Raw genomic sequence first — 24,110 nt, forward strand, 5'->3', positions numbered from 1 at the left:
CTGCTTCGCAGGAACACACGGAAATCTCACAGAAAAAAACATCACGGAGCAGACGTGAACATCACGGAATTTGAAAATAATAATGTTGGAAAAGTATTTGATCGAAATTTTGAAAAATCACGATATCTTTTCGCGGTGTTGCATAATATTAAAATAGGACTTACGCGGTGATGAAATAGCATAAGGAAAAGGGATTTTCTGTCCTTGGTTACTCCAAGCGAGACCATCTACAGAAAAATTTCAAACAATGAAATTCATCATCGCGTAACTCCTATTAAAAAAATTTATTTCCGTGATGTTTTTCCGTGATGTTTTTCCGTGTGTTCCGTGGGCGGAGCAAAAAAAGAAAAATAAATCAGAGGTATTCCAAATTCTGCATGTACGGACGAAGGACTTTGGGGATCTCGACTCTGCCGTCTTCGGTCTGATAGTTTTCCAGAATGCAGCGAAGGGCACGCGATGTTGCAATAGCGGTTGAGTTCAGGGTATGCAGATACTGTTTGGACTCAAAGTCATGCGCATCGCGGACACGGATGTTTAAGCGGCATGCCTGGTATGCGGTGCAGTTCGAGCAGGAAACAACTTCGCGGTACTCGTTATCGCGCGGCATCCATGCCTCGATGTCGTACTTCTTTGCGGCAACAATACCGATATCTCCGGTACAGATGTTGACGACATGATACGGAAGTTCGAGTTTGGTGAACAGTTCTTCGGAGTTTGCGAGAAGTTCTTCCTGCATTTCCCAGGATTTTTCCGGCATGCAGTAGATGAACTGTTCGACTTTGGTGAACTGGTGGACACGGAAAAGTCCGCGTGAGTCAAGACCGTGCGCTCCGATTTCGCGGCGGAAACACGGAGAGATGCCGACCATTTTTAAGGGCAGGTCTTTTTCCTCGAAGATCTCGTCCTGATACATGGCTGCCATCGGGTGTTCGGCGGTTGCGATCAGATACTCGTCGTCGCCGTCGATTTTGTACATCACTTTTTCAAAGTCTGCGAGATCGGTTACGTCTTCGTAGGATTTGCGGTTGAGCATGTACGGTGGGATAATCGGGGTGTAGCCTTTGGCGATGAGGGTGTCAAGGGCAAACCGCTGGAGGGCAAGGTCGAGCATGGCGAGGTTGCCTTTGAGGAAGTAGAAGCCTGCGCCAGAGGTTTTGGTGGCGCGTTCAAAGTCAGCCCAGTTGTTGCGGACGGCAAGCTCTCCATGGTTGACGAGTTCGAACTCGAACTTTTTTGGGGTGCCAACTGTTCGAATCACGACGTTTTCTGTGTCGTCTTTGCCGTACGGGACTGATTCGTGCAGAATGTTCGGCAGCCGCATCAGGTAGTAGCGAACCTGTTCGGTTGCTTTTTCCATGATGTCGTCGTTGTCTTTGATTCTCTGCGGCAGTGCTTTTGCTTCGGCAAACAGCGGGGCCGGATCCTCTCCGGACTTTTTGGCTGCGTTGATCTCTTTGGCGATCGTGTTTCTGCGTGCCCGGAGTTCGTTATTTTTTACGGTGAGTTCGCGGAACAGTTTGTCCTGTTCGAGAACGGTATCGACCCATGCAAGTTTCTCGGTGTCGTGGCGTTTTTCCAAGTCCGCACGAACAACCTCCGGATGCGCCCGGACAAATTTGATATCCAGCATACTTGGCATCATTATATGCGGTTGAAGATGAAGAGGATTTGTATATTTATTCATGAGCCGCCCACGGCAAATCGGAACACACTGAACTCCACGGAAATAAAAATGTCACGGAGCAGACGTGAACAACACGGAATTTGAAAATAGTTATGTTGCAAAAGTATTTGATCGAAATTTTGAAAAATCACGATATCTTTTCGCGGTGTTGCATAATATTAAATTTTTTTTATTTCCGTGTGTTCTGATTTTCCGTGGGCGGAGCAGAAGTTTTCGCGAACAAAGCAACACAAAAAAAGAAAAAAATATTTTCAAAAATTTCTGATCGTCACTGTTTCTTGTACTCAGGGTACCGCATCAGAACCGCGGTATCAATCTGTTTTGGATTTTCCTTCAAGAGATCCTTACCACGCTCGGTAATCGTACAGACATTATCATTTGACTTCGTAATAAGACAGGCCTTTTCAAGCTCAATACTTGCCGCAAGAATCGGTTCAAGATAATCGCAGGACCCGTCTTTTGGCTCCTTAATACCAAGATCGTTTGGCAGAACGCAGAATATATCTCCGGTTTTGTCCGTAAGTGCCGCGATTTTCTTCGGCTTTCCATCAGCGAGCGACTTCAGGAGCGGAAGGTACAGCTCAGATGATTCTGATTTCGTCATATTCAGAAATGGGGTGCAGTTTCTGATAAATACTCAGATAGTACTAAAAATAACCGGCTTGCCGGAATCAAAATCTTCAAAAACAGAACAATTGAAACAAAAAAATACTGGGGTCGGGGCAGGATTATACCCAGCCGCGAACCTTCATTGCCTCAACAACGCGCTTTACCGCAACGACATAAGCTGCCTGGCGCATGTTGATCTTGTATTCCTTGGATGCTGCAAGCACTGCATGGTAGGACGCCGTCATTGCCGTGTCCAGCTTTGCATAGACATCGTCAAGGCTCCAGTAGTGCATGTACATGTTCTGGACCATCTCATAGTAGGAAACGGTCACACCACCTGCATTACACAGGAAGTCAGGGATAACGTGGACACCGTTCTTGTGAAGAATTGCATCTCCTTCCGGCGTGGTCGGGCCATTTGCGAGTTCACAGATGACCTTTGCCTTCACGGTTGGAGCGACCTTGTCATTGATTGCTCCCTCTTCGGGTGCTGCTGCAATGATCACATCAACCGGAAGAGCCATGACCTCATCATTGGTCAGCTTCGGCAGACCTTTGTATCCGACAACCGACTTCGTCTTGTTCTTGTGTCCGCTAACTGCTGCAATGTCAAGACCATTTGCATCATAGACACCACCTTTGGAGTCAGTTACTGCGACAACGGTTGAGCCGAACATCTCCTGCACAAGTGTTGCTGCAAAGCTTCCGGCATTGCCGAAACCAAGAATTGCAACCTTTGCCTTGGACAGATCAATCTTCAGCTCCTTTGCTGCCTCACGCAAAGTGTACATTCCGCCTTTTGCGGTTGCATCACTGCGGCCGAGAGAACCGCCAACGACGAGCGGCTTACCGGTCAGAAGACCAAACTGGTTCTTACCATTGATGATCGAGTACTCGTCCATCATCCAGGCCATAATCTGACCGTCAGTGTAGACATCCGGTGCCGGAACGTCAGTGTCCGGACCAATGTTCTTCCACAGAGCACGGATATATCCGCGGCTCAGGCGTTCAAGTTCACCCTTGGACATCTCCTTCGGGTTACAGATGATACCTCCCTTGCCTCCGCCGAGCGGCAGACCAAGAACAGAACACTTCCAAGTCATCCATGCAGACAATGCACGAACGGTGTCAATGGTTTCTTCCGGGTGATAGCGGATACCGCCCTTGTACGGGCCGAGTGCATTATTGTACTGCACACGGAATCCCTGGAAAACCCGGGTCGTCCCATCATCCATCTTAACCGGGATGGAAACCTGAATCTGCCTCTGCGGCTGCATGAGGATGTCGACAACGCCCTGGTCGAGCTTGAGGATCTTTGCACAGTCCAAAAGCTGGTGCTGGGCCATTTCAAACGGGTTTACCTTCGACATGGTTTTTGCTTCCTGTCATTGGTGGTTCGCAATAAACATGTATCCTGACCACACTCTGACAAATGTAATGTTAGCTTTCTCCGATATAAAAGGTATTGGATTTCTGGTAATTTAGCCGTTAATTATCGTTCTAATTCAAAAAATATCGGAGAATTGGCAAAATCAGGAATACGGCTTCGAGCGGGTTTTTTCTATGCTATATGTTAGCATGCATTCTGTGATCACAGCACGCCCGATACCATTTTTCAGAGACAAACGCGCAAGGGGAGAAATGATGTTGTGTACTTACGTCCTGAGGTTTTTCCGTTCTGCCTTCCGCTTTATGTTCTGCTCCGCCCACGGAAAAACGGAAAACACCGAATCTCTCGGAAAAACATCACGGAACTCAGATGTAAAATAATAAACGATACTTCCGTGGTGTTCACGTCTGCTCCGTGATGTTTTTTTCTGTGCTTTCCGTTTTTCCGTGGGCGGAGCAGAACCTGCGTTCGGAGCAGAAATTATCGCGATCGAAGCAAAACAAAAAAAAGATAAAAAATGTTCAGCTGAAATGGACGCCAACGTCTTTCATGCCGTTATTTTGTGCAATATTCAGCACGAGCGGGGTCAGGCTCTCAACAATTCCTGCAACCGCAAGAGGTCCTGCGTCCACTGCATGAAGTTTAGAAACCTCAGACACCAGCTTCATCACCGTCTTTTTTGCTTCCACATCATTACCACAGACCGCAACCGTGTAGTCCAGCTCCTCGTCAAGCAGCGTCCATTTGTGTGCTGCAATATTATTGAATGCAGTCACAATCTTTGCTGACTGCGGCAGCATCTTCTCAATCGCAAGAGCTGCGGACCCTTCTGCCGGCGGGTTGAAGAAGAAGTACCCATCCTTTCTTCCCATCGGGTTTACCGGAGAGATGATGATCTTATTCTCCAGATACTTTGAATTGATGCCGGCAAGCGTTGGAGCAACATGCTGGAACATCACCGATATCACCACAATATCTGCGTCGCGGACAGCTTCTTCATTGGAAACTCCACGGCAGAGGCTTGCGCAGTTGCGTTCGCCAAGCGTGCAGACAGTCTCTTCTGCAACCTCGCATGCCTTGGAGGCCTCACGGGAACCAAGGATGATCTCATGCTTGTTGGAGAGCCGGAGGGCGAGACCCTTGCCGATATCTCCTGTGCCGCCAATAATACCTATTTTCATTAAAACATTCACCTCAGTTGTAATAGTTATTGCAGAGAAAAAGGAATAAAGATTGTGCCATGGTTTGGCATGGCAGATTTTGAAACGCGAATCGCATGCCTTCCACACGCCGTTCCGCCGTGTTTAACTCCTCCTTTCAGGAGTCGTTTCGGCCTGCTCACCGCTTCGCGGAATAACGCGAATAGCGCGAATAGCGCGAATAAAAAATCGCCAATGGCGATTTTTAAAAGATTACCAAAATTATTTTTTTGAAAAATCGCCGTTGATAGTTTTTAAAAAATTACCAAAATTATTTTTTTGAAAAATCGCCATTGGCGATTTTTTTATTCGCGTTATTCGCGCTATTTGTGCTATTCGCGTTTCAGAGTTCACGGCGCGTTATTTATACTTGTACCAGCGTCCCTTCTCATCATACTCGCCTTCCTGCTCAGCTGCTGCTGCAGTTGCCGCAGCAAACTCCTCTCTGGTCGGCAGCTGAATCGGTGCGGTCTTTTTGAAGTAAACCGCTTTGTAGACCGTAAAAAGCGGGACAAGTATCAGTGCACACAAGGCAAGCGTGACAAAGGTTGCAAAAATTACCCCTGGCTCAGAAAAGAGAGCAAGCATCTCTTCAGGAGTTATTGCAAGAAGTTCGGTCTCTGTCATATTCACGAGCGGCATCAGCTGATCTGCCGCAAGAGTTGTCCAGATAAATGATGCCACAAACGATGAGGCAAGGAGAATCATCACATTTATCAGATAAAATACCGCGGTGAAAATCGACCCGTTCATCACTCTGAGGAAACTGTCCTTAATCGACTGAAACATTCGCAGTTTGTTGACCACTGCGGTGACATCAGCAAAGTAGCAGAAGAAAATTACCGGAATAAAGATGAACATCGCTGCCTGAGTTGAAGCCATCAGATTCATGCCGAACGCCATCAGCAGATAGGCGACAAACTGCCAGATGAGCCAGGCGATCAGAATGGTCAGCAGAATCGGCAGAAGACAGCGGAAGTATCCGGTAACTGCATATCTGCCGAACAAAGCAGCAGAAGTGCTGTTTTCTGAAATAATGCCGTAAGTTCCTGCAAGAAACGCGGGAAGCACAAACAGCAGTACTGTAACAACCGATACTGCTGTCATGACACCGATAGTTGTGTACAAGTACCAGCCAAGCATCAGAATTGCTGCTGACGCAACTCCGCTCAGCCATACCAGCGGCGTTTTTGCCATCCATGAAAAAGCCTGTCCGAGTGATTGAATTGCCATATCTTTCACCTGTTTCTGGGCATTGCGACAATCTCTCTGACCTGCAGGTCAAAAAATGCCGCGGTGTGGGCAGGACGAATGACAAGGACAGTGTCTGCGCCTTCAGCGGTGCCGCCAACCGCAATGACCTCGTTGGTTATGCCGACAGCTCCCTGATCAGCTGCAATCAGTACGCACTCAACCGCGACTTTGAGACCAACCGCGATTGTTCTGCGGAATGCTTCGGCAATTGCTTCGGTGCGCGATCCGCCACCGACGCGGGGCGAGCGTGATAAGGCGCGTTCGAGGCCTGAGAGGGCGTGCGTTCCACAGATGACGGCATGTCCTGCCGCCCGCAGTTCTTTGGCAAGTTCTGCGTCAAACTCCCAGACACCCGGCTCGGAGAATCCGAACGCATGTGTTACAATTACCAGACGAATGCCGGTTCCTTTCACGGCCTCGGCAAACTCCCGCGCGGTCGCGCCGCCAGAACTTGCTGCAACGATTTCTGTGATGCCGAGTTCTTTTGCACGTTCCACGGCAAGTTCTGCACAGTCTGCGGTATTTTTCGGTCCAGGACCGTCGAAGTAGGTAATGGTTTTCGTAAGTTTCATAGATCTTTCTCTATTTTTTTCTGACGGATTCGCTTACTCGCGCCTCACGGAGAAGTCGGAGAACTCGGTGAAGACGTACTCGGTTGCGGAAACTTCGCGGATGATCGCACGCGGACAGGAGTAGATCGTTGCGAGGAACTTTTCAATGATTACTTCCTCTCCGGTCACAAGAGCACGCACTCGTCCGTCCGGCAGGTTCTCCACTTCCCCAACAAGGCCGAGATTCTGACCTGCGTTTCTTACACAGGCACGAAAGCCTACCTTCTGTACTTTTCCGGAGAAGAGAATTTCCATCGTTTTCATCTTGGTTACCCTGATTATCCCAAATCGGATACATACTTGTTTTGGTTTCGCTCATGATAAACTTCCGTCTTACGTTCTGCTCCGCCCACGGAAAATCGGAACACACGGAGTTTCACGAAAAAAAATCACGGAGCAGACGTGAACAACACGGAAATAAATTTGTTTGAGAATTCCGTGTGTTCCGCTTTTCCGTGGGCGGAGCTGCGAAACGCGAACCACGCTTTCAGAGCCGCGGCTGAGCATCCCCCTTCCCTTCACCGCGAAGAACAATCGACGCTGCCGCAGGAACCGCAACGATTGCTCCAAAAAGCGTGAAGCCCATTGCAATGACCGTCACCACGCCAAACATACTGATCACCGGAAAATCCGAGACCGTCAGAGCGGTAAATGCCGCCATCGTCGTACAGGCAGAGACCGTAATTGCCGAACCAATCTTTCCCGTGCCATTCTGTACTGCAGTTACCGTGTCATTTGTCTCCATCTCCTCATAGATACGTTCCACCATCATGATACAGTACTCAGCAGCTATACCGATCGTCATCGCCCCCATCGTCGCCGTCAGAACATTGTACTCAATGCCCAGAATGTACATCGCCGCCCCGTTCCAGCCGATAATCATCACAATCGGAATCAGAGGAACAAACGCCTTCCCCATGCTCCGGTAGAGGACTGTCAGGAACAAAAAGATCACAATGAATGCGAGAACCGTCATCTGCAGCTTACCAAGCTTCATCTCCTTCATCATCTCCAGATCCGAGTAGTGAGCTCCGGTAACAACCGCCTCCACTCCCGGCGGCGGCTGATAGAACGCAATATCGCTTGTTACCTGCTCAGTAAGGGATCTGGCCAACTCCTGAGAGATCGAGTTCATGCCAAACGAAATAACTGCGGTCTGTCCGCCGTTCAGATACATCCTCTGTTTCGCCTCAGGAATCGTGAGGAGAATCTCATCGATCTCTTCCTGGGACGCAGGGAGTACTCCGTCATTTGCGTCCGCAATGAGAGTTGCAATGCTTGTTACACTGATGAACCGCCACTCATGCGCGACAAGTTCGTTGTTTCCCCAAGTATACATCCACTCAAGGGTGTCAGGACTCAGCAGATTTCCACCGGTAACCTCAACCTGCATTCCGTCAAGATCGCCTATTGCGCTTGTGACCGTATTGATGTTGATGAGTGCCGGCATGTCTGCTGGGACATAGGTCTCAATATCAGTGTTGATCGGGATCTCTTCGTCCACATACAGTCCGACAACACCGATCACGCACAAAATCAACAGGATCGGTATCGTATACTTGGTGATATGAAGAGCTGCTTTTCTGAGAAACTCATTGTAGCGCACTGTCATCGGAGGTTTTTCTCCGGGTCCCGGAACTTTGATCGGTTTTGGTTTGTAATCGGTGAGGATTGCAACCAAAGGGATGATGAGCATTGCTGAGATATAACAGCAGGCAAGTCCGAGAATGGCGACCATGCCAAACTGGCGAATGTCAGGAAGGGTTGAGACCTGCATTGCCACAAAGCCGAGAGCACTTGCAATCATGGCGAAAAATACTGCCGAACCGGTTTTGGTGATGGTGGTTCTGAGCGCTTCCGCGAGCGGGTGTTCTCGTATTTCGTCATCGAACCGTGAGTGAAACTGAATTGCATAGTCAACGCCTATGCCAAGAAGAATCGGCAGAGCGCCTAAGGTTGCCATCGAAAGAGGGATGTTGAGGAGGCCCATAATGCCGAATGTCATCAATAGGCCGTTCAGCACGGAAACAATGGACAGCAGGGTGTAGCGTGCGTGATGGAACAGTACCAGAAGCACGGTCAGCATCAGGATGAATGCTGCTCCAAGCAGTTTTCCAACTTCGGTGGTGAGCGTGGATCCCATATCATTGTTGAGCGCTGCGTCTCCGGCAAAGGTCAGGGTTGCTCCCGGCGGCAGGTCGACGAGGGGCAGAAGGGTTTCCAGTCCGTTGAGCAGACTCATCTGCTGGTCGTCTGCCATGCCGAATGTTGTGGTGATTTCAACAAGCAGCAGCTGATGATCTGGCATGCTGGAGGAGAGGACGTCGTCAGGAATTTGTGCAAAGATTTCGTTTGCCACTTCCTGATTGGCAGGAGCTACGCCGCCTGTGTAGCTGATGACGATGTCATATACGCTTTCGACGTTGGTGACGCCGTTTTCCTGCCGCATGAGCTGTTCGAGCAAAACGACGCTTTTCATGATATTGACGTCACGAACGTCGTCGCCCTGGACCATCAGGATGATGGGGTCGGTTTCGAAGTTGTCGAGGTAGTCCTGAAAGATGTATGCGGCGTGGTCGTTTTTGTCAGGCATCTGAATGGTGGTGCTCATGGTGATGCTTGTTGAGCCATAGACGCTGACTAATACGAGGAGGATGAGTATACAGCCGACAATAAACGGATATTTGTTGATGAAGTGGTTGATCCTCTCAAACGGTGATATCATGAAAAAGCCCCTGAGTCCTGTTGTCTGATGAAAGATACTGCGTCCGCTCCCTTAAAGGTAGAGTTGCTACCCAAAAGATTTTGAGAAAATTATGGTAGTATGGAAGTGTTTTTAGGGATGCTGGTCATAACTCGGTTTGTTGCTCCGCCATTTCGCCGCTTTGCCGCTCCGCCCACGATTCGCATGCCTTCGGCCTGCTCACTGCTTCGCAGGAAAAACAGAAAACACGAAGCAGACGTGAACATCACGGAACTTGAATAAGAGTTACGCGACGATGAGTTTCATTGTTTTGGGATTTATCTGTCCTTGGTCTCGCTTGGAGTAACCACGGAAAACACTGACCACACGGAATTCCACGGAAAAAACACAGAATACCGCTTCGCTTACGGAAAACACGGAAAGCCTAAGAGTATGGGTATGTGTATAGGTCACCGCTTTGAAATTCCAATTTCCTTAGGTTTTCCGTGTTTTCCGTAAGCGAAGCGGTATTCTGTGTTTTTTTCCGTGGAATTCCGTGTGTTCAGTGTGTTCCGTGGTTACTCCAAGCGAGACCAAGGACAGAGAATCCCTTTTCCTTATGCTATTTCATCCCGCGTAATTTCTATTGAATTTTTGAAACGCACGACGCTTTCTCTCGATTAATCCTGAATATATTTCCGTGTTGTTCACGTCTGCTCCGGTGATTTTTTCCGTGAAATTTCTGTGTGTTCCGCTTTTCCGTGGGCGGAGCAACGAAGCGGTGAAAGGGCGGAACGAAAATAAAAAAAGTAAAAAAAAATTATTCCCCGCAGGTATCGCAGTCATGACCGCAGGTAGAACACGCCGCAGGCTCTCCCCAGGGTTCTCTGCCGGTTTTTACCAGATAATCATTGATTGCTTTATGGATGGTCTCCTCAGCAAGAACCGAACAGTGCATCTTGATTGGCGGCAGTCCGTCCAGTGCCTCAGCGACCGCAATGTTTGAGAGCTGCCAGGCCTCTTCGAGGGTCTTTCCCTTGATCATCTCGGTTGCCATGCTGCTTGAAGCGATAGCCGCCCCGCAGCCAAACGTCTGAAACTTCGCATCAAGAATGACATCGTTCTCGACTTTGAGATACATCTTCATGATGTCGCCACAGGAAGGATTTCCTTCCTCGCCGACACCGTCAGGGTTGTCGATGGTTCCCACATTGCGCGGGTTCATAAAATGGTCCATAACTTTTTCACTGTACATTTACTTCAGCTCCTTAGGGGTAAGAGGGGACATTGATCTGAGTTTGTGAATTGCCTCCGGCAGTTTTTCCAGAACATAGTTCACGTCTTCATCCGTGTTTAGCTCGCCGACCGTGAGACGGACTGAGCCGTGGGAAATCTCGTGCGGAACGCCCATGGCGGTAAGAACGTGGGAGGGTTCGAGCGATGCGGAGTTGCAGGCACTTCCGGTTGAAGCGCAGATGCCGAACATGTTGAGGAGGAGGAGAATTCCTTCGCCTTCGATGTACTCAAAGGTGATGTTGACGTTGTTCGGCAGCCGTTGTGTCGGATGGCCGTTCAGGTGGCTTGCCGGAATTTTCAGCAGTTCGGTCGCGAGTTTGTCCCGCATTTTGGCAAGACGCGGTGCTTCGGTTGGCATTTTCTGGACTGCACGTTCAATGGCAGCGCCGAGCCCGACGATTCCGGGGACGTTTTCGGTTCCTGCACGGTGTTTGCTTTCCTGTGCTCCGCCATGGATGAGGTTCTGGATGCGGACGCCTTTTCTGATGTAGAGAGCGCCTACACCTTTTGGTCCGTAAAATTTGTGGCCTGAGAGGGAGAGCATGTCGATGTGTTCGGCTTTGACGTCGATGGGGACATGGCCGACTGCCTGTACTGCGTCGGTGTGGAAGTAGATGTTGTGGGCTTTGGCGATCGAACCGATTTCTTTGATCGGCTGGATGGTTCCTACTTCGTTGTTGGCGTACATGACCGAGATGAGGATGGTGTCTGGTCTGATGGCTTTTTCAACGTCAGCGGGCGATACCATGCCGAATTTGTCGACCGGCAGGTAGGTTACGTCAAAGCCCTGCGACTGTAACCATTCGCCTGCGTGCAAGATTGCGTGGTGTTCGATTGCTGTTGTGATGATGTGTTTTCCTTTTCTGCTGTTGGCGAATGCTACTCCTTTGAGTACCCAGTTGTCGGATTCTGAGCCTCCTGCGGTGAAGTAGATTTCGTTTGGTTCGGCGTTGATGGCGGCTGCTACTTTTGCACGGGCAGCGTCAACTGCTGTTTTGTTTTCCTGTCCGATGTTGTAGACTGATGATGGGTTGCCGAACTTTTCGGAGAAGTAGGGGAGCATTTCCGCTACGATTTCCGGTGCCGCATAGGTGGTTGCGGCATGGTCCATGTAGATGATTTTTTGATCCGTTTCGGTCACCTCAGGGGTAAGTATTCACGCTGTGAATTGGTTTGGTAGTAATATAATGTTGTTCATTGTATTTGAAGAGATAAGGATGTGCGGGTATTGACAAGGGGGTGGTTTTTTTTGAAACGCGGATCGCATGCCTTCCACACGTCGTTTCGTCGTGTTTAACTCCTTACTTCGTGAGTCACGATGATCTCATCTCTGAGAGAAGTTTTCCAATGTTACTTCCAAGCTCGGTCTTCAGTCCGGAAAGTTCTTCGCAGAAATGAGATTCATTTTCAATTGCATCATCGATATGATCTGCAAAGAGACCGAACTTGAGATTATTTTTTCGAAATTCTGGATGAATTTTTTGGAGTTCATTTTCCAGAAAGCGTTTGTGGATACTGATTTTTCTGTTAGCCAGCATTTCTTCAGAATCAAGTTCATGAACTTTTGGAAAATGCAGCAGCAGCCAGAACTCAAAACACGGATTTGAAAGATGGAGTGATATTTTCTTCTCATTACAGAGGGCAAGAACTGAATCATATTGACTGCTGGTAAAACTTTCCGGATCTCGATCCACGATAATACAGACTTTGTCGTATCTGGGATTATAGGTAACAAATTGCTGTTTCAAATAGATATGAAAGTCCCTGATGGATTCGGCGGAAATGCGGATTTTATAGAGATCAATCAGATGATCGTGGAGTTTTTGCGTCAGCTCATCCCAGTCTGTGATCGGCGAATCTGGAGAATATCTATCATTCTCAAGATTCTCCAGCAATATTTCCAACATTTTTTGCTTGGTACATCCCTTCTTTGGAAGATGATTTTTCAGAATTAGCCAGTCAACTGCATGCTCGACGATCGTTTTTACGCTGAATGATCCTGTCTTGTATTCCTCCAGACTTTGTAATACCAGCGGGAGAAATTTCGCAGGATTGCTTTGCTGCTCCTTAGTGGCGTGTCTTTGAAGCAGTGTGATATCTTTCAGTGCTGAGAATCCGAGTGACTCCTGCCTACTCTGTATGCCAAAAAAATATTGATATTCAGTTTTCACTCCTTCAAACGCCAGAAAGTACTGTGGAAGCGGATCGATTTGGGGGGACTGTGATCCTGGACGAGGGGAGATACCGTTCCTGTGAATCCTCATGTCTGCTCCTGCGCATGCATGGGGAAGAAGGTATCAAAGACTGGAACACTGCCGTATCTCCCTTCCAGATAGGCTTTGTCGACTTTTTTGTCGAATCTGGCAGTAAATTTGTCCAGAGAGTAAAGTTTTGATTCCCCATTGCGATTTTTCTCAACAAACCAGATTTCATCACGTCTGAGGAGTCGTAGGTCCATGATATGTGACTCATGTGTGGTCACGATAAGCTGCATGTCGCCTCTGTCTACAAGATTCAGATAGGTTTCGATGAGACGATACGTGAGTTGGGGATGAAGACTTCGGTCGATTTCATCGATGATGTAGACTTTACTGTTGCCGGATTCAGCAGCAAATATGAGGTCAAGGAGTTCGATCATGCGTCGAGTGCCGTCAGACTCTTCTTTGAGATCGAACCATGCGTTGTTTCCTTTGTGTTGGAAGCGGAGTTTCTCGGCGATGGGATTGCTGGTATCTTCTCCCATACGGAGGATGAAAAATTCTCGCGGTGCCCGAAGCATGATTCCAGCTTCGGGATGGGCTTCTCCATTATTTTTTGCGATCTGTATTTTTTCTGCAAGATCAGTGAGTATTTTGAGAAATTCTTCCGGTCGGTTTTTGAAGAATTGTCGGATCTCTATCATTTCAGTAGAGACGATCTCAAGTGCGTCAATGCCAAGGCCCAGAGAAGTAAGGATGGTGTTGATTTTTGGGAGGTTGTTTTTGTCGATGAGATAAGGTAACTGAAGCAGAGGGAAGCCTGGATAGTTGATATTGAGTTGGTCCCTGAACCAACGATATACGTCTCTGAGGGCGATTATTTCTGGGTGTGTTTCGTAGAGGTCACCTTTGTTTTCATTGATTTCGTGGAGGTAGAGTTTTGTGGTGTTGGTTTTCAGAAACGTGGCTACTGTGTCAAGTTCTGAGGTCTTAAATTTCTGACCAAGATTGAAGATACCTTTTTGCGGTTCCCGTTCGAAGATGAGGTTTTCGGGTTGTTTTGGGTTTAGCTGATAGAGCCATTCACCGGTGATGGTTCGCTGGTTGATTATGACGTCAAATCCATAGGCATAGTAATTTTTACCGATTTTTATTTCGAACTCGAATGTACTGGGTTTTGTTTTGTTTTCAGGATTGATTTTGCAGTATTCATTGATGGCACCTGGTGGGAATCCATTGAGAATGAGTGCCTGGGAAAAGTCGAATGCGGATACGAGATTCGATTTGCCGGATGCGTTTGCTCCGAATATTGCGGCGAATTTGAGGAGTTTGAGATTCTTGTCGTTTTGGATGTGTTCAGCTTTTCTTCTGACTTTTCCACTGATCATAGAGAGTTCTTGACGGTCGTTAAAGGAAAGGAAGTTGGCGACGCTGAAGTTGATGAGCATGGTTTATCTCTTTTAAATGTGTGATTTTTTCGTTTGTGATTGGTTTAATAGTCTGGGTTATGGGTGTTCAATTGTATGTATTTGTGATTATTTCACATATATGTGTCGGTAGGGGTAGTAGTAAGTTGGAGTGATCTGCCTACGTCCCGTTTCGGACTCGGTTAATGACGGTTGATCGGGAAAAAATAATTTTTACGAAAAAATAGTTTCGGGAATTTTCATTCCCGATCTTCATCGGCGTTCTGTCGATTGAATGTCTTAGTTCTTATCCTCATCGGCAGTTGTCCGATGAGTACGATCAAGCCACCGATCGTTCCAAGCGTAGATGGGGCCTGCGAGGATGAGGACAGCTCCGGCAATGCCTTGAGCTGCAATATCGATGACAAGAATGGTGGTGAGAGTGTCCATAATGATTCTCCTTTTTTTGTTGTTTACTGATTGAATAATCCCAATCAGCGTGGTCACCGAGTCCCGAAGGGACCAGAGCGACCCTGCTTGCAGGGGAGCGGAGCATGACGCGAAGCGGCATGCGACTGATTCCGAGCAGATACATTTGTGTGGGGTTGCCCCGCCCGACGGGCGGGATCAACCCCACATTACAAATGTGTCGGGGCGGTTAGTTGAGTGTATTTTGTGCGTCCGCCCACTCCTCAACCTTGGCGAGGATCGCATCGCTCTCGTAAGAGCTGATCTTGAGATCCTTTCTGGTGAAGCTGAGGAAGTAGATCTCGCCGGTCGGGTCATGGATCTTGAGCCGGACGTTCCAGGAGTCCTTGGTGTTGTCGCGGTCAGCGACTGCGTCTGCGGCAAACTTTGCGGTGAGGGCGTCGTCTGCGAGCACGTGGGCAACGACTGCGTCATATGCAGAACGGGTGGGGGCGTCAATGACGATTGCACCGATCACTTCGCCGAGCGGGTTGAGGTAGGCAATAGTCGCCTTGTAATACTCGTTCGCGACAGTAACACCGTCAACGGATGCGCCCGCAGTCTGGTATGCGGTTGCACCAAGAGGGTTGTCGGCTGCGGTGAGTGCGGCGATGTTGGCGTCAAAGGTGGCAGCAGTGGTGATCGGTACGGTGAAGGTGCGTTTTGCGGCCTTCACAACAGAGGTGGGGGTGAAGTCGAGGGGCATGGTGGGGAGTCCTTTTTTGTTGGGGTTTGTTTTGGTTGGGGTTGGTTTGTTGGTGGTTGGTTCGGGTGTTTTTGTACCCGGGTTTGGGGGTGATCTGCTGCCGGCAGGGTGGAGATTTGCGGCGGTGTTTGGGTCGCAAATCTCTACTACTATTTATGTATTTGGAAATATATAAATATGAGTTTTGTCTGGATTTCTGACAGGGGGTATATCATGTGGGTTAGCACAATGAAATGTATACCCGAATATTTCTCGGGAAACATTTGCTAATTCGCAAGAACAAATAACGATCTGTATATACAAGGATCACCATAAATAAAGATCACGAGATTAATGTAGATTGAAAGTCTATAATTCATATGAGAGGTTCAGGATGTCACATCGCAAAATCATATTGGTGGAGCCAAAATATTACACACAATTTCCGCCAGTTGGCCTGCTTAAATTTTCTACATATCATAAGCAAAAAGGAGATTCTGTCCAATATGTAAAAGGCTTTGTAGAGTTAGACTACGAACCAGACCTTATTTATGTAACTAGCCTTTTTACTTGGACATGGCGTCCTGTGTGGGACGTAATTAGACAATACAAAACAAAATATCCGGCATCAAAAATAATTCTTGGAGGTATTTATGCATCAGTAATGCCTGACCATGCAAAATATTCCGGTGCTGATGTAATTATTCAGGGTATTTGTGACAAAGTCGAAAACATGCCACTTGATTACTCTCTCGTTCCGAAATGGGATGGAAGCATTCTCTTCACATCTCGCGGATGCGGAAGAAAATGTGGATTTTGTGCAGTACCTCGTATTGAAGGAAAAATTTGCAAAACTAGAGAGAGCATCAAAGATTATGTAGTTGATGCCCACTCCCGAATTATTCTCTTTGATAATAACTTCCTCTTGAACCCACACAAAGACAAAATATTCGCAGAACTTAGAGAATATGACAAATATGTTGATTTTAATCAGGGAATTGATGCACGACTTATTACTGAAGATATCGCCATAAAAATTAGTGAGTTGAAATTGGATAGTACTATCCGCATTGCATATGATGCAAAAAAGGATAGAGATGCTGTTTACAATGCCATTGAAAATCTCCATCAAGCTGGAATCTCCAAAAGAAGTATCTTCGTATATACATTGTTCAATTATACAGATACCCCGGCGGATTTTTTTGACAGAACACGAGATATTTTGAACTGGGGTGCTGTTTGCTACCCTATGAGATATGAACCACTTCGTGCAATTACAAAGAATAGTTATGTCTCTCCAAATTGGACAATAGATGAAATAGAGGCGATTCAAGCTGCAAGGAGAGTCATTGGATATGGCGGGGCATTTCCTGCCTATACTGGACTGGTTGATAAAATTACAAACGCATTTGGTTTTGCTGATGCATTTGAACTACGGGAGTTGAAACAAAAATGAAAAATACTATTTGTTCTTGTTGTGGTCGTAAGATTGTTGACAAAGTACATGGTCCATATTCTGATGGACAATGCGTCTGTGATGTATGTTGGAATGACCCTGCGTTGTTTTTTGAAGATAAAGTCGCCACTTCTTTTCAGATAAATCCTCAAGAAACACTTGATTTAACTGATAGTTTGAATCAAATCGAGGTCATAGACATGTACCTCTCTTCGGTGAAATCAGGTAGTTTTCAAAATACTTTCTCGTGGACGAATCTTATCAATAACAAACATCTAACTATCCCAGTACTGAAATTCAGCCAAAAAGGCCTTCCTTTGTTTATTGGCAAGATTCGGCCTGCTGAGTTATTAGTGATGAGTTCTGTGGATCAATGGAACGAAGATAGATTAGAGGGATATCAACGCGAACGAATTAAAGAAAAAAATAGAGAAATTAAAGATTTTTTGAAAAACTGCGACATTCCAATTGTCCCCCCCATTATCGCGAGTGTCAAACTGTCATCATTCATTCCAACTAGTGATGATTATGGCCAAATGGAGATCCCAATCATTCCGGGTAATATTTCTCTCATAGATGGTCAGCAGAGAACAGGGGGATTTTACGAATTATTTTATGAAATTCGATCTGAAGGGAAAAAGAATAAAGATCATGGCGATATGATTTTGGATCGTTATGCGGAGTTTTTGAAATTCGAAATCCCTATTCTTCTCATCGATCCTCAACTCATTATTAAAAAATTACAGGAAAAAAATTCATTATCTGATATAAAACCAATTGATGTTGAACGTGCTTTCTTCTTCGTGATTAATAAAACTCAGAAGTCGGTAAGTTCTTCATTGAAAGATGAACTGGCCTATCTTACGATTTCTGCTGGTATTACGGGAATTCCTGCAATTGAAAAGGATAGATGGCGTGTTGATCTCGTTCCAATAGTGAATGAACTGAACAAGGAAGGGTCCCCACTATATGGATTGATTAATCTCGGAGGCTCAAGTGGTCTTCAACGTCCGATCCCATTAACATCATTTGTTTCTTCTCTGAAACCTCTTTACGATAATCCCACATTTCATGCATATTCCCAAGAAGAAAAATTGCAATTTTTGAAAGCATACTGGGGGGCTGTAAAAGAAGTGTTTCCAGACGCTTTCGCGCAGACCAAACAGTATTTATTGACCAAAACCATTGGAATGTATCCTATGAATTCACTTTCAGCAGATATATTGAATGAAATGCTGAAGGATGGGAAAAATCCACTGCTCCAGAGTGATGTCTATCCCTACATCCTTTTGTTGGGGGATCTGGATTGGTCTGTTAATGCATCCGAATTTAGATATTTTATTGGTAGAAAAGGAACCGGAAGAGGATATGAATTATTAAAAGAGGCGTTTCAAAAGAAAATTTAACTACCATTTCTTTTGATTATCTATTTATGTTGAAAAAACGTATTTTCTTTCATATGGGGTTGAAGGATTTACGCTTAAATGATGCCTATTCTACAGGAATGGGTGATGATGTTGTAAATGATTTTTATATCCCTATTTTGGGTTGTGCAGTTGAATATAACCGAATATCAGGATATTTTTCATCAAAAAGTTTGGCGATAACAGCCTCGGGTATCAACGGATTAATTCAAAATGATGGTGTGATGAGATTATTGACATCCCCAAATCTAGAAAAAAAGGATGTTGAGTGTATTTCTGATATTTTGTCTGGTGATCCTATCTTACTTGAAAAATATCTTCTTCAAGAATTGGATTCATTTGATCTTGAAGAATCTTTCACCAAAGATCATGTAAAAGCTCTTGCTTGGATGCTGAAAAATAACCGATTAGAGATACGAATTGCTTTACCCATAACCACTAACGGAAATTCCGATCCTGCTTCATTATTTCACTCAAAAATTGGTTACATCAAAGATGTAATGGGTGATTCATTAACATTTACTGGTTCAAATAATGAAACAGGATCTGGATTAATTAGGAATATTGAGGATTTTAAGGTGTTTTTTAGTTGGGGTTCTGATAAGGATAAAAAATGCGTTGACATTGACACCTTAACCTTCGAAAAATACTGGAATAACGAATCTCCATGTGTGAAAACGGTCAGTCTTCCCGATGCTGTCCATCAGAGATTATTAACCGTCGCCCCGAATTCCATTGATGATCTGGATCTCGAAAAATATTATGCCGAAAGAAAACAATCCCAACGGGCTATTAAATTGTATGATTATCAAAAAGATGCAATTAATAGTTGGTTCGAAGCAGAAAAACGCGGACTCTTTGAAATGGCCACAGGTACAGGAAAAACCTTTACAGCCATTGGGTGTCTAGAGAGGTTATTGCTCGAAAGAACATCTCCTCTCTTAATTGTCATTACCTGCCCTCAGGTACATTTAGTAAACCAGTGGGAGACGTCAATCAGAAAATTTGATCTCGACGTTGATGTTCTCTATAATTCTAATGAATTAGGAAGTACATGGAAAGATAAATTCAGTGATCTTTTGTCGCATCTAAATCTCGGGCGGAAACAGAGTGCGATCTTGATCACGACACATCGTACTTTTTCTTCATCTAAGTTCATCGAAATTCTTAGTCGTAAAAAGAAACGTTTTGAAGTATGTATTGTTGCTGATGAAGCTCATGGAACCGGAGCTGAGGGAGCGCAAAAAGGACTGTTACCATTATATGATTACCGTCTCGCCCTGAGTGCAACTCCACGCAGGCTATATGACGAAGAAGGTACTGATGCTATTTTTGACTTCTTTGGAGATACCCTCTATGAATTTCCATTGGATAGAGCCATTACAACTATCAATCCTGCAACTGGAATGATGTTTCTAACATCATACAGGTACGTCCCAATTTTCGTAAATTTGTCTCGTGGTGAGTACTTGGACTATCAGGAGCTTTCTACGCAAATTCAGAACGCTCGATTTTATCATGGTGATCCCGATAAAGATGTAAATCGCGATATTTTAGAAAAACTCCTTATTAAGCGTGCTAATATTGTTAAAAACTGTGATGAGAAATATCCCATGTTTGAAAGATTACTCTCAGATATCTCAAAAACACTTATGAATACACTCATATTTGTAGATCCTGGCCAGTTCTCTTCCATACTTTCCATCTTGGATTCGCATAACATCCGTCATCATCAATTCACCCAATCCGAAGGTGCAAAGCCAGCCAAAAATGGATGCGGGCTCTCAGAACGTGACGAAATAATTCGAGATTTACAGTCTGGTAAATATCAAGCTCTTGTGGCGATGCAGTGTCTAAATGAGGGAGTTGACATCCCTTCAGCAGACACAGGAATTATACTTGCAAGCAGTACTAATCCACGTGAATATGTTCAGAGATTGGGGAGACTGATTCGAAACTTTCCTGGAAAAGAGATGGCCACAGTTTATGACTTTATTGTCTGTCAAAATTTGAATGGTGTTCGTACAATTCTTCCAAGTGAATTGAACCGTGCCCGCTACATTGGTGTGAGTGCTCAAAATAGTGACGAAATATTGTCTCAATTGTATGTATGAAACATATCACAATATTTATCAATTCGGTAAGCTAGGTATTATCTATTGAAATAATGGAGACACGTTAGGTGAAATAATGACAAAAACAGGGCCTGTAAGAATTCGAGAGGAGATACAGAAAAATAAAACAGATGATGAGATGGAGGCCCTCCTATTGGGATTATGGGATCTTGAGTTGGAAGAAAAAATGAGATATAAAGAAGCATACAAAGACTTAATTCTTAAATGTTCTGAGAAAAGATGCGAGAAAGGAACTGAATAATATGAGAATTACGAAGATTTTAATTTCCAATTATCGCCAACATAAAAATATCGAAGTCGAATTTAAAAAACGCGGAGAAAATGATCTTCATCTTTTCATTGCAAAAAATGGAGTTGGAAAGACCAACACTCTGAATGCAATTTATTGGTGTCTTTATAATGAAGAACCATATCTCTCGATAAAGAACCAAAGTATGCCAATACTTAACAAAGCATGTTGGAATTCAGGTAAACGACAAGAAACCGTCTCTGTGGAGATACATATCCAAAATCCCACTAACAAGGAGACAATCATCATCAAAAGGACTCAGAATTTTGATCTAACTGCATCTAATCCAACATCCCCCTCAATGCGAGTACCTCGTCCCGAAAATTCAAAATTATCTGTTTTTCAGAGTTTTGGCGGAGCGAATCCATGGGAAATCGAGGACACAGAAAGTACAAATAATTTGATATCGCGTTTTGTCCCAAAAGAAATTAGTGAATATTTCCTTTTTGATGGTGAGCGGCTGGATAATTATTTTAGGGATAGTTCTGGGGGGAAAATTGAGACTGCAATTGCAAGGATTTCCAAGTTGGACCAGTTGGATGATATGAGACGTCGATTGGACACACTTCAAACTGAGTTCCGAAAACAAATAAAGGGTGGAAATCTATCCATTGAAAATTTAGGTGAAATACGTGACGATTTCAAAAATAAGTTGGAGGAAAATGAAAGGAAGCGCACCCAAACAAAGGAGATCATAGAGGATCATAAAAAAAGATTGCAGGAACTTAGCAGTGAGCTAATCCATACTCCAGATATCAAGAAAATTGAAGCAGATTTACTAAAAGTCGATATGGATATAACATCAATCTCATCAGCCCAATCTATAGATCAAAAAACAAAAAGTGATAAGGTATATGAGTATTTTATCAAATGGCAGTTTTATCAACCAATGATACTTCTGAAGAGCGAAATTAATCGCAAGAGGCAAACTAAAGAAATTCCCGTAGTACAAAATAAGGATGTTGTTGAGGAAATTAAACGATTACATCATTGCAGCATCTGCGGACGTGAGCTTGATTCCAACTCAGAGATCTTTATTGATAACCTTTTGAAATCATATACTATGTCAACGACCACTTCAAGTGAGTTACTTGGTATCGATTGGTTACTTGGCAATACAATTCGTGAGTTCCAGGAATCTTTTCCAGATAAATTGGATGAGATTACCGAACGTATCAACCGGCATGAAGAGCAATTGAGTAGTGCTGACGCAAGGAAGGGTGAACTTTCATTTTCCATAAAAAATTATAGCGACGGTAAGGTCAGAAAACTTCAGGAGGAACGTGAGGATCGAGAGACGGCAAAATACAATGCCGTACGAACTTTGGGATCATTAGATAGTGAAATAGATCGCCTCAAGATTGAATTTGATAAGGCTGAAAGGAACTTGGACCGTGAAACGTCAAAAGTGGATAAAAAAAACAGATCAAAACAATCTTACGAGATATGTGGAGAGGCAATCCGCATTTTAGATAAGTCTCGTGAGAACATTTTGAATGATATTCGTAATGATATTCAGACGGAAACTAATACTGCTTTCTTTAAAATGATCTGGAAAAAGTCGACTTTTAAAGAAATTAAGATTGAAAAAGATTACAGTGTCATGCTCTATGACATGAATGATGTGCCTGTGTTAGGGAGTATTAGTAAAGCAGAAAACGAGTTATTGGCCTTGGCATTTACCATGGCCTTGCATAAGGTATCTGGTTTTGAGGCTCCAATTATTATTGATACTCCAGTTGCTCGAATTTCAAGTGAACAACGTGCGGCATTTGGAAGAGCTTTGGCCGATGTGAGTAAAGATAAACAAATGATTTTGCTGTTTACTCCTGATGAGTACTCTGATAATATCCGGGAAGTCATAGAGCCAATTGCAAGTCAAAAATATACGTATGAGCTCTCTCCTGATGAAGCTGAAACAAGATTAATCACTGTCGGAGAAATATAAGATGCCATTTAATGAAGTTGATAGGGTATATATTGATGCGAATGATCGGGAAAAATATAATGACAAGACGGGTTTAGGATCACTTTCTCCTTTTTTTGCCCAAAAAAGCAATTCCGATCTATTTCTCTTTGCCATTGCATATGCATTAAAAAATGGATTGCCACGAAAGCCTCTTGCCTCAAGAGATGGCTATTTTAGAACTGATTATCTGAAAGAAGTTGATGAAGTGCTCTTGAAATCTCTTGCCGTGTATGATAAAAAATCCATTGATGTTTTAGAAAATGAGAAAGAAATTCTTCAAATCGCTGAAGAGTACGCAAATGCCGGAATTAAGGTATTATACAAAGATCTTAAAAATAGAAGCGGGAATTATCAGCTGGAGATAGAGGAGTATCTTGCAGAGATAGATATCCCTCGATGATTATCTCCATTTTTTCATTTTGCATATGAGTGTGTGTTTTGATCTTTTCCATGTTTTTTTCTGAGATTTTTCAGAGTATTAGTTTGGTATATTGATTTTTATATGATTTGAACTTCCTGATTTCATCAGAAATGCGATAACAATTTTCCACCCCCCCGAGCACTTTCACCCCACGCGCCCCTCCTTTCATATACCCTTCCCGCCAATCACATCAGTACCAGTTCTCCTTAGCATCAAACCAATGCCCAAAGAAGAACCACCCCACAGCAGCAATCCTGAGAAGCTCCGGTCGCAAAACCCCACCCGGGAACCAAAACAGCGAACAAGCCTCACGATCACGAGCGAACAGATCCTCTGAGCCCGGATGTCATCATGGATTCCCTGCTGAGGACAGCCGGGACAAAATCCATCCGGTGCAACCAAGGGAAACGGGACACAAACTCCCGGCACAAAAACCATCAAAAGAAAACCAAAAACAGTTCCAAAAAGCGAACGCCCTTTGAAAAAAATTGCAGACGCGGGAACACGCAAAAGTACCGCAGAAAGCAGGACAATGCCACATAAACCGCACAAAAACACAAAAAACCAACCAAAACGTGTCAGAAAAACCACTCGTTAAACCAAAGCAAAGCCCATAGAGTAATGGGGAAGCGGCACCCCCAAAAAAACACAGCCGCACACATAGAAACTACCATGACACAGCAAAGAATGCGAATCCGCAAAAACCTCGGTCAACTCATGCAGGAAACCTCCCGCCAGACCTACACCGTAAACATCCACGTCCTCACCACCGAAGAAATGGCAGCCGAAATCGTCAGCACCATCCGCACAACCGGCATGGCACGAAGCGACGCCATCCGCCATATCCTCAAAACAGGACTTGCACAGATCAAAAAGGAACCATGACAACAAAAAACCGTGTCCGTCCCATTCCCCGAGTCAAAGCAGGAA

The 24,110-nt window shown here is 44.9% G+C and carries 21 protein-coding genes; 7 read left to right on the forward strand and 14 right to left on the reverse strand.

The genetic code is table 11. From position 1 onward, the window contains the following. Window positions 1–355: 355 nt before the first annotated feature. The 14 genes from serS to McpAg1_RS07705 form a co-directional block, all read right to left on the reverse strand. Window positions 356–1,633 carry a serine--tRNA ligase gene (gene serS / locus McpAg1_RS07640; RefSeq protein ID WP_338094720.1) on the reverse strand — a complete coding sequence of 426 codons (1,278 nt, stop codon included), beginning with the start codon at window positions 1,631–1,633 and terminating at the stop codon, window positions 356–358. A gap of 322 nt (window positions 1,634–1,955) precedes the next feature. Beyond that, window positions 1,956–2,291, reverse strand: coding sequence for a winged helix-turn-helix domain-containing protein (locus McpAg1_RS07645; protein ID WP_338094721.1), 336 nt, complete (start codon window positions 2,289–2,291; stop codon window positions 1,956–1,958). A gap of 124 nt (window positions 2,292–2,415) precedes the next feature. Next, entirely contained in the window at window positions 2,416–3,666 is a 1,251-nt protein-coding gene (locus McpAg1_RS07650; protein WP_338094722.1) for a Glu/Leu/Phe/Val family dehydrogenase, read from the reverse strand. Between the two features lie 541 nt (window positions 3,667–4,207). After that, window positions 4,208–4,867, reverse strand: a complete 660-nt coding sequence (npdG, locus tag McpAg1_RS07655; RefSeq protein ID WP_338094723.1) for an NADPH-dependent F420 reductase — start codon at window positions 4,865–4,867, stop codon at window positions 4,208–4,210. A gap of 378 nt (window positions 4,868–5,245) precedes the next feature. Next, window positions 5,246–6,118, reverse strand: coding sequence for a hypothetical protein (locus tag McpAg1_RS07660; protein ID WP_338094724.1), 873 nt, complete (start codon window positions 6,116–6,118; stop codon window positions 5,246–5,248). A 5-nt stretch (window positions 6,119–6,123) separates the two neighbouring features. Then, window positions 6,124–6,711: a pyruvate kinase alpha/beta domain-containing protein gene (locus McpAg1_RS07665; RefSeq protein ID WP_338094725.1), complete on the reverse strand. Its 588-nt coding sequence runs from the start codon at window positions 6,709–6,711 to the stop codon at window positions 6,124–6,126. A gap of 33 nt (window positions 6,712–6,744) precedes the next feature. Next, the gene (locus tag McpAg1_RS07670) at window positions 6,745–7,014 is read right to left on the reverse strand and encodes an acylphosphatase (protein ID WP_338094726.1); all 270 of its coding nucleotides are present in this window, start codon (window positions 7,012–7,014) and stop codon (window positions 6,745–6,747) included. 223 nt (window positions 7,015–7,237) lie between these two features. Next, window positions 7,238–9,475: an efflux RND transporter permease subunit gene (locus tag McpAg1_RS07675; RefSeq protein ID WP_338094727.1), complete on the reverse strand. Its 2,238-nt coding sequence runs from the start codon at window positions 9,473–9,475 to the stop codon at window positions 7,238–7,240. A gap of 778 nt (window positions 9,476–10,253) precedes the next feature. Next, entirely contained in the window at window positions 10,254–10,688 is a 435-nt protein-coding gene (gene nifU / locus McpAg1_RS07680) for a Fe-S cluster assembly scaffold protein NifU (protein WP_338094728.1), read from the reverse strand. Beyond that, window positions 10,689–11,840: a cysteine desulfurase NifS gene (nifS, locus tag McpAg1_RS07685; RefSeq protein ID WP_338094758.1), complete on the reverse strand. Its 1,152-nt coding sequence runs from the start codon at window positions 11,838–11,840 to the stop codon at window positions 10,689–10,691. It lies immediately after the preceding gene. A 202-nt stretch (window positions 11,841–12,042) separates the two neighbouring features. Further along, the gene (locus McpAg1_RS07690) at window positions 12,043–12,993 is read right to left on the reverse strand and encodes an RloB family protein (RefSeq protein ID WP_338094729.1); all 951 of its coding nucleotides are present in this window, start codon (window positions 12,991–12,993) and stop codon (window positions 12,043–12,045) included. Beyond that, a complete protein-coding gene (locus McpAg1_RS07695; RefSeq protein ID WP_338094730.1) occupies window positions 12,990–14,375 on the reverse strand; it encodes an AAA family ATPase in 1,386 nt (461 codons plus the stop codon). The genes McpAg1_RS07690 and McpAg1_RS07695 overlap by 4 nt, the downstream gene beginning before the upstream one ends. A gap of 258 nt (window positions 14,376–14,633) precedes the next feature. Next, complete coding sequence (locus McpAg1_RS07700) at window positions 14,634–14,783, reverse strand: hypothetical protein (protein ID WP_338094731.1); 150 nt, start codon at window positions 14,781–14,783, stop codon at window positions 14,634–14,636. Window positions 14,784–14,991: 208 nt separating this feature from the next. After that, on the reverse strand, window positions 14,992–15,507 hold the full coding sequence (locus McpAg1_RS07705; RefSeq protein WP_338094732.1) for a hypothetical protein: 516 nt from the start codon (window positions 15,505–15,507) through the stop codon (window positions 14,992–14,994). A gap of 373 nt (window positions 15,508–15,880) precedes the next feature. Here McpAg1_RS07705 and McpAg1_RS07710 point away from each other — a divergent pair, with 373 nt between their 5' ends. The 7 genes from McpAg1_RS07710 to McpAg1_RS07740 all read left to right on the forward strand — a co-directional run bounded on the left by McpAg1_RS07710 (window position 15,881) and on the right by McpAg1_RS07740 (window position 24,065). Further along, window positions 15,881–16,942, forward strand: a complete 1,062-nt coding sequence (locus McpAg1_RS07710; RefSeq protein ID WP_338094733.1) for a B12-binding domain-containing radical SAM protein — start codon at window positions 15,881–15,883, stop codon at window positions 16,940–16,942. Then, entirely contained in the window at window positions 16,939–18,348 is a 1,410-nt protein-coding gene (locus McpAg1_RS07715) for a DGQHR domain-containing protein (RefSeq protein WP_338094734.1), read from the forward strand. The genes McpAg1_RS07710 and McpAg1_RS07715 overlap by 4 nt, the downstream gene beginning before the upstream one ends. A 53-nt stretch (window positions 18,349–18,401) precedes the next feature. Further along, window positions 18,402–20,480 (forward strand): DEAD/DEAH box helicase family protein, encoded by a 2,079-nt coding sequence (locus McpAg1_RS07720; protein ID WP_338094735.1) that lies wholly within the window; start codon window positions 18,402–18,404, stop codon window positions 20,478–20,480. A 76-nt stretch (window positions 20,481–20,556) separates the two neighbouring features. Then, window positions 20,557–20,742, forward strand: coding sequence for a hypothetical protein (locus McpAg1_RS07725; protein ID WP_338094736.1), 186 nt, complete (start codon window positions 20,557–20,559; stop codon window positions 20,740–20,742). Window position 20,743: 1 nt separating this feature from the next. Continuing rightward, on the forward strand, window positions 20,744–22,738 hold the full coding sequence (locus tag McpAg1_RS07730; RefSeq protein ID WP_338094737.1) for an AAA family ATPase: 1,995 nt from the start codon (window positions 20,744–20,746) through the stop codon (window positions 22,736–22,738). 1 nt (window position 22,739) lies between these two features. Then, the gene (locus McpAg1_RS07735) at window positions 22,740–23,159 is read left to right on the forward strand and encodes a hypothetical protein (RefSeq protein ID WP_338094738.1); all 420 of its coding nucleotides are present in this window, start codon (window positions 22,740–22,742) and stop codon (window positions 23,157–23,159) included. Between the two features lie 693 nt (window positions 23,160–23,852). After that, window positions 23,853–24,065 carry a hypothetical protein gene (locus tag McpAg1_RS07740; protein ID WP_338094739.1) on the forward strand — a complete coding sequence of 71 codons (213 nt, stop codon included), beginning with the start codon at window positions 23,853–23,855 and terminating at the stop codon, window positions 24,063–24,065. The last annotated feature ends 45 nt before the right edge of the window (window positions 24,066–24,110 follow it).

It is taken from the genome of Methanorbis furvi (assembly GCF_032714615.1).
Classification (GTDB): Archaea; Halobacteriota; Methanomicrobia; order Methanomicrobiales; family Methanocorpusculaceae; genus Methanocorpusculum; species Methanocorpusculum furvi.

Coding starts and splice junctions, on each gene's coding strand:
- McpAg1_RS07735 (WP_338094738.1), top strand. CDS start 22,740: ATGCCATTTAATGAAGTTGATAGGGTATATATTGATGCGAATGATCGG.
- McpAg1_RS07670 (WP_338094726.1), bottom strand. CDS start 7,014: ATGAAAACGATGGAAATTCTCTTCTCCGGAAAAGTACAGAAGGTAGGC.
- McpAg1_RS07720 (WP_338094735.1), top strand. CDS start 18,402: ATGGGGTTGAAGGATTTACGCTTAAATGATGCCTATTCTACAGGAATG.
- nifS (WP_338094758.1), bottom strand. CDS start 11,840: ATGGACCATGCCGCAACCACCTATGCGGCACCGGAAATCGTAGCGGAA.
- McpAg1_RS07665 (WP_338094725.1), bottom strand. CDS start 6,711: ATGAAACTTACGAAAACCATTACCTACTTCGACGGTCCTGGACCGAAA.
- McpAg1_RS07700 (WP_338094731.1), bottom strand. CDS start 14,783: ATGGACACTCTCACCACCATTCTTGTCATCGATATTGCAGCTCAAGGC.
- McpAg1_RS07695 (WP_338094730.1), bottom strand. CDS start 14,375: ATGCTCATCAACTTCAGCGTCGCCAACTTCCTTTCCTTTAACGACCGT.
- npdG (WP_338094723.1), bottom strand. CDS start 4,867: ATGAAAATAGGTATTATTGGCGGCACAGGAGATATCGGCAAGGGTCTC.
- McpAg1_RS07715 (WP_338094734.1), top strand. CDS start 16,939: ATGAAAAATACTATTTGTTCTTGTTGTGGTCGTAAGATTGTTGACAAA.
- nifU (WP_338094728.1), bottom strand. CDS start 10,688: ATGTACAGTGAAAAAGTTATGGACCATTTTATGAACCCGCGCAATGTG.
- McpAg1_RS07725 (WP_338094736.1), top strand. CDS start 20,557: ATGACAAAAACAGGGCCTGTAAGAATTCGAGAGGAGATACAGAAAAAT.
- McpAg1_RS07675 (WP_338094727.1), bottom strand. CDS start 9,475: ATGATATCACCGTTTGAGAGGATCAACCACTTCATCAACAAATATCCG.
- McpAg1_RS07690 (WP_338094729.1), bottom strand. CDS start 12,993: ATGAGGATTCACAGGAACGGTATCTCCCCTCGTCCAGGATCACAGTCC.
- McpAg1_RS07710 (WP_338094733.1), top strand. CDS start 15,881: ATGTCACATCGCAAAATCATATTGGTGGAGCCAAAATATTACACACAA.
- serS (WP_338094720.1), bottom strand. CDS start 1,633: ATGCTGGATATCAAATTTGTCCGGGCGCATCCGGAGGTTGTTCGTGCG.
- McpAg1_RS07650 (WP_338094722.1), bottom strand. CDS start 3,666: ATGTCGAAGGTAAACCCGTTTGAAATGGCCCAGCACCAGCTTTTGGAC.
- McpAg1_RS07740 (WP_338094739.1), top strand. CDS start 23,853: ATGACACAGCAAAGAATGCGAATCCGCAAAAACCTCGGTCAACTCATG.
- McpAg1_RS07730 (WP_338094737.1), top strand. CDS start 20,744: ATGAGAATTACGAAGATTTTAATTTCCAATTATCGCCAACATAAAAAT.
- McpAg1_RS07705 (WP_338094732.1), bottom strand. CDS start 15,507: ATGCCCCTCGACTTCACCCCCACCTCTGTTGTGAAGGCCGCAAAACGC.
- McpAg1_RS07660 (WP_338094724.1), bottom strand. CDS start 6,118: ATGGCAATTCAATCACTCGGACAGGCTTTTTCATGGATGGCAAAAACG.
- McpAg1_RS07645 (WP_338094721.1), bottom strand. CDS start 2,291: ATGACGAAATCAGAATCATCTGAGCTGTACCTTCCGCTCCTGAAGTCG.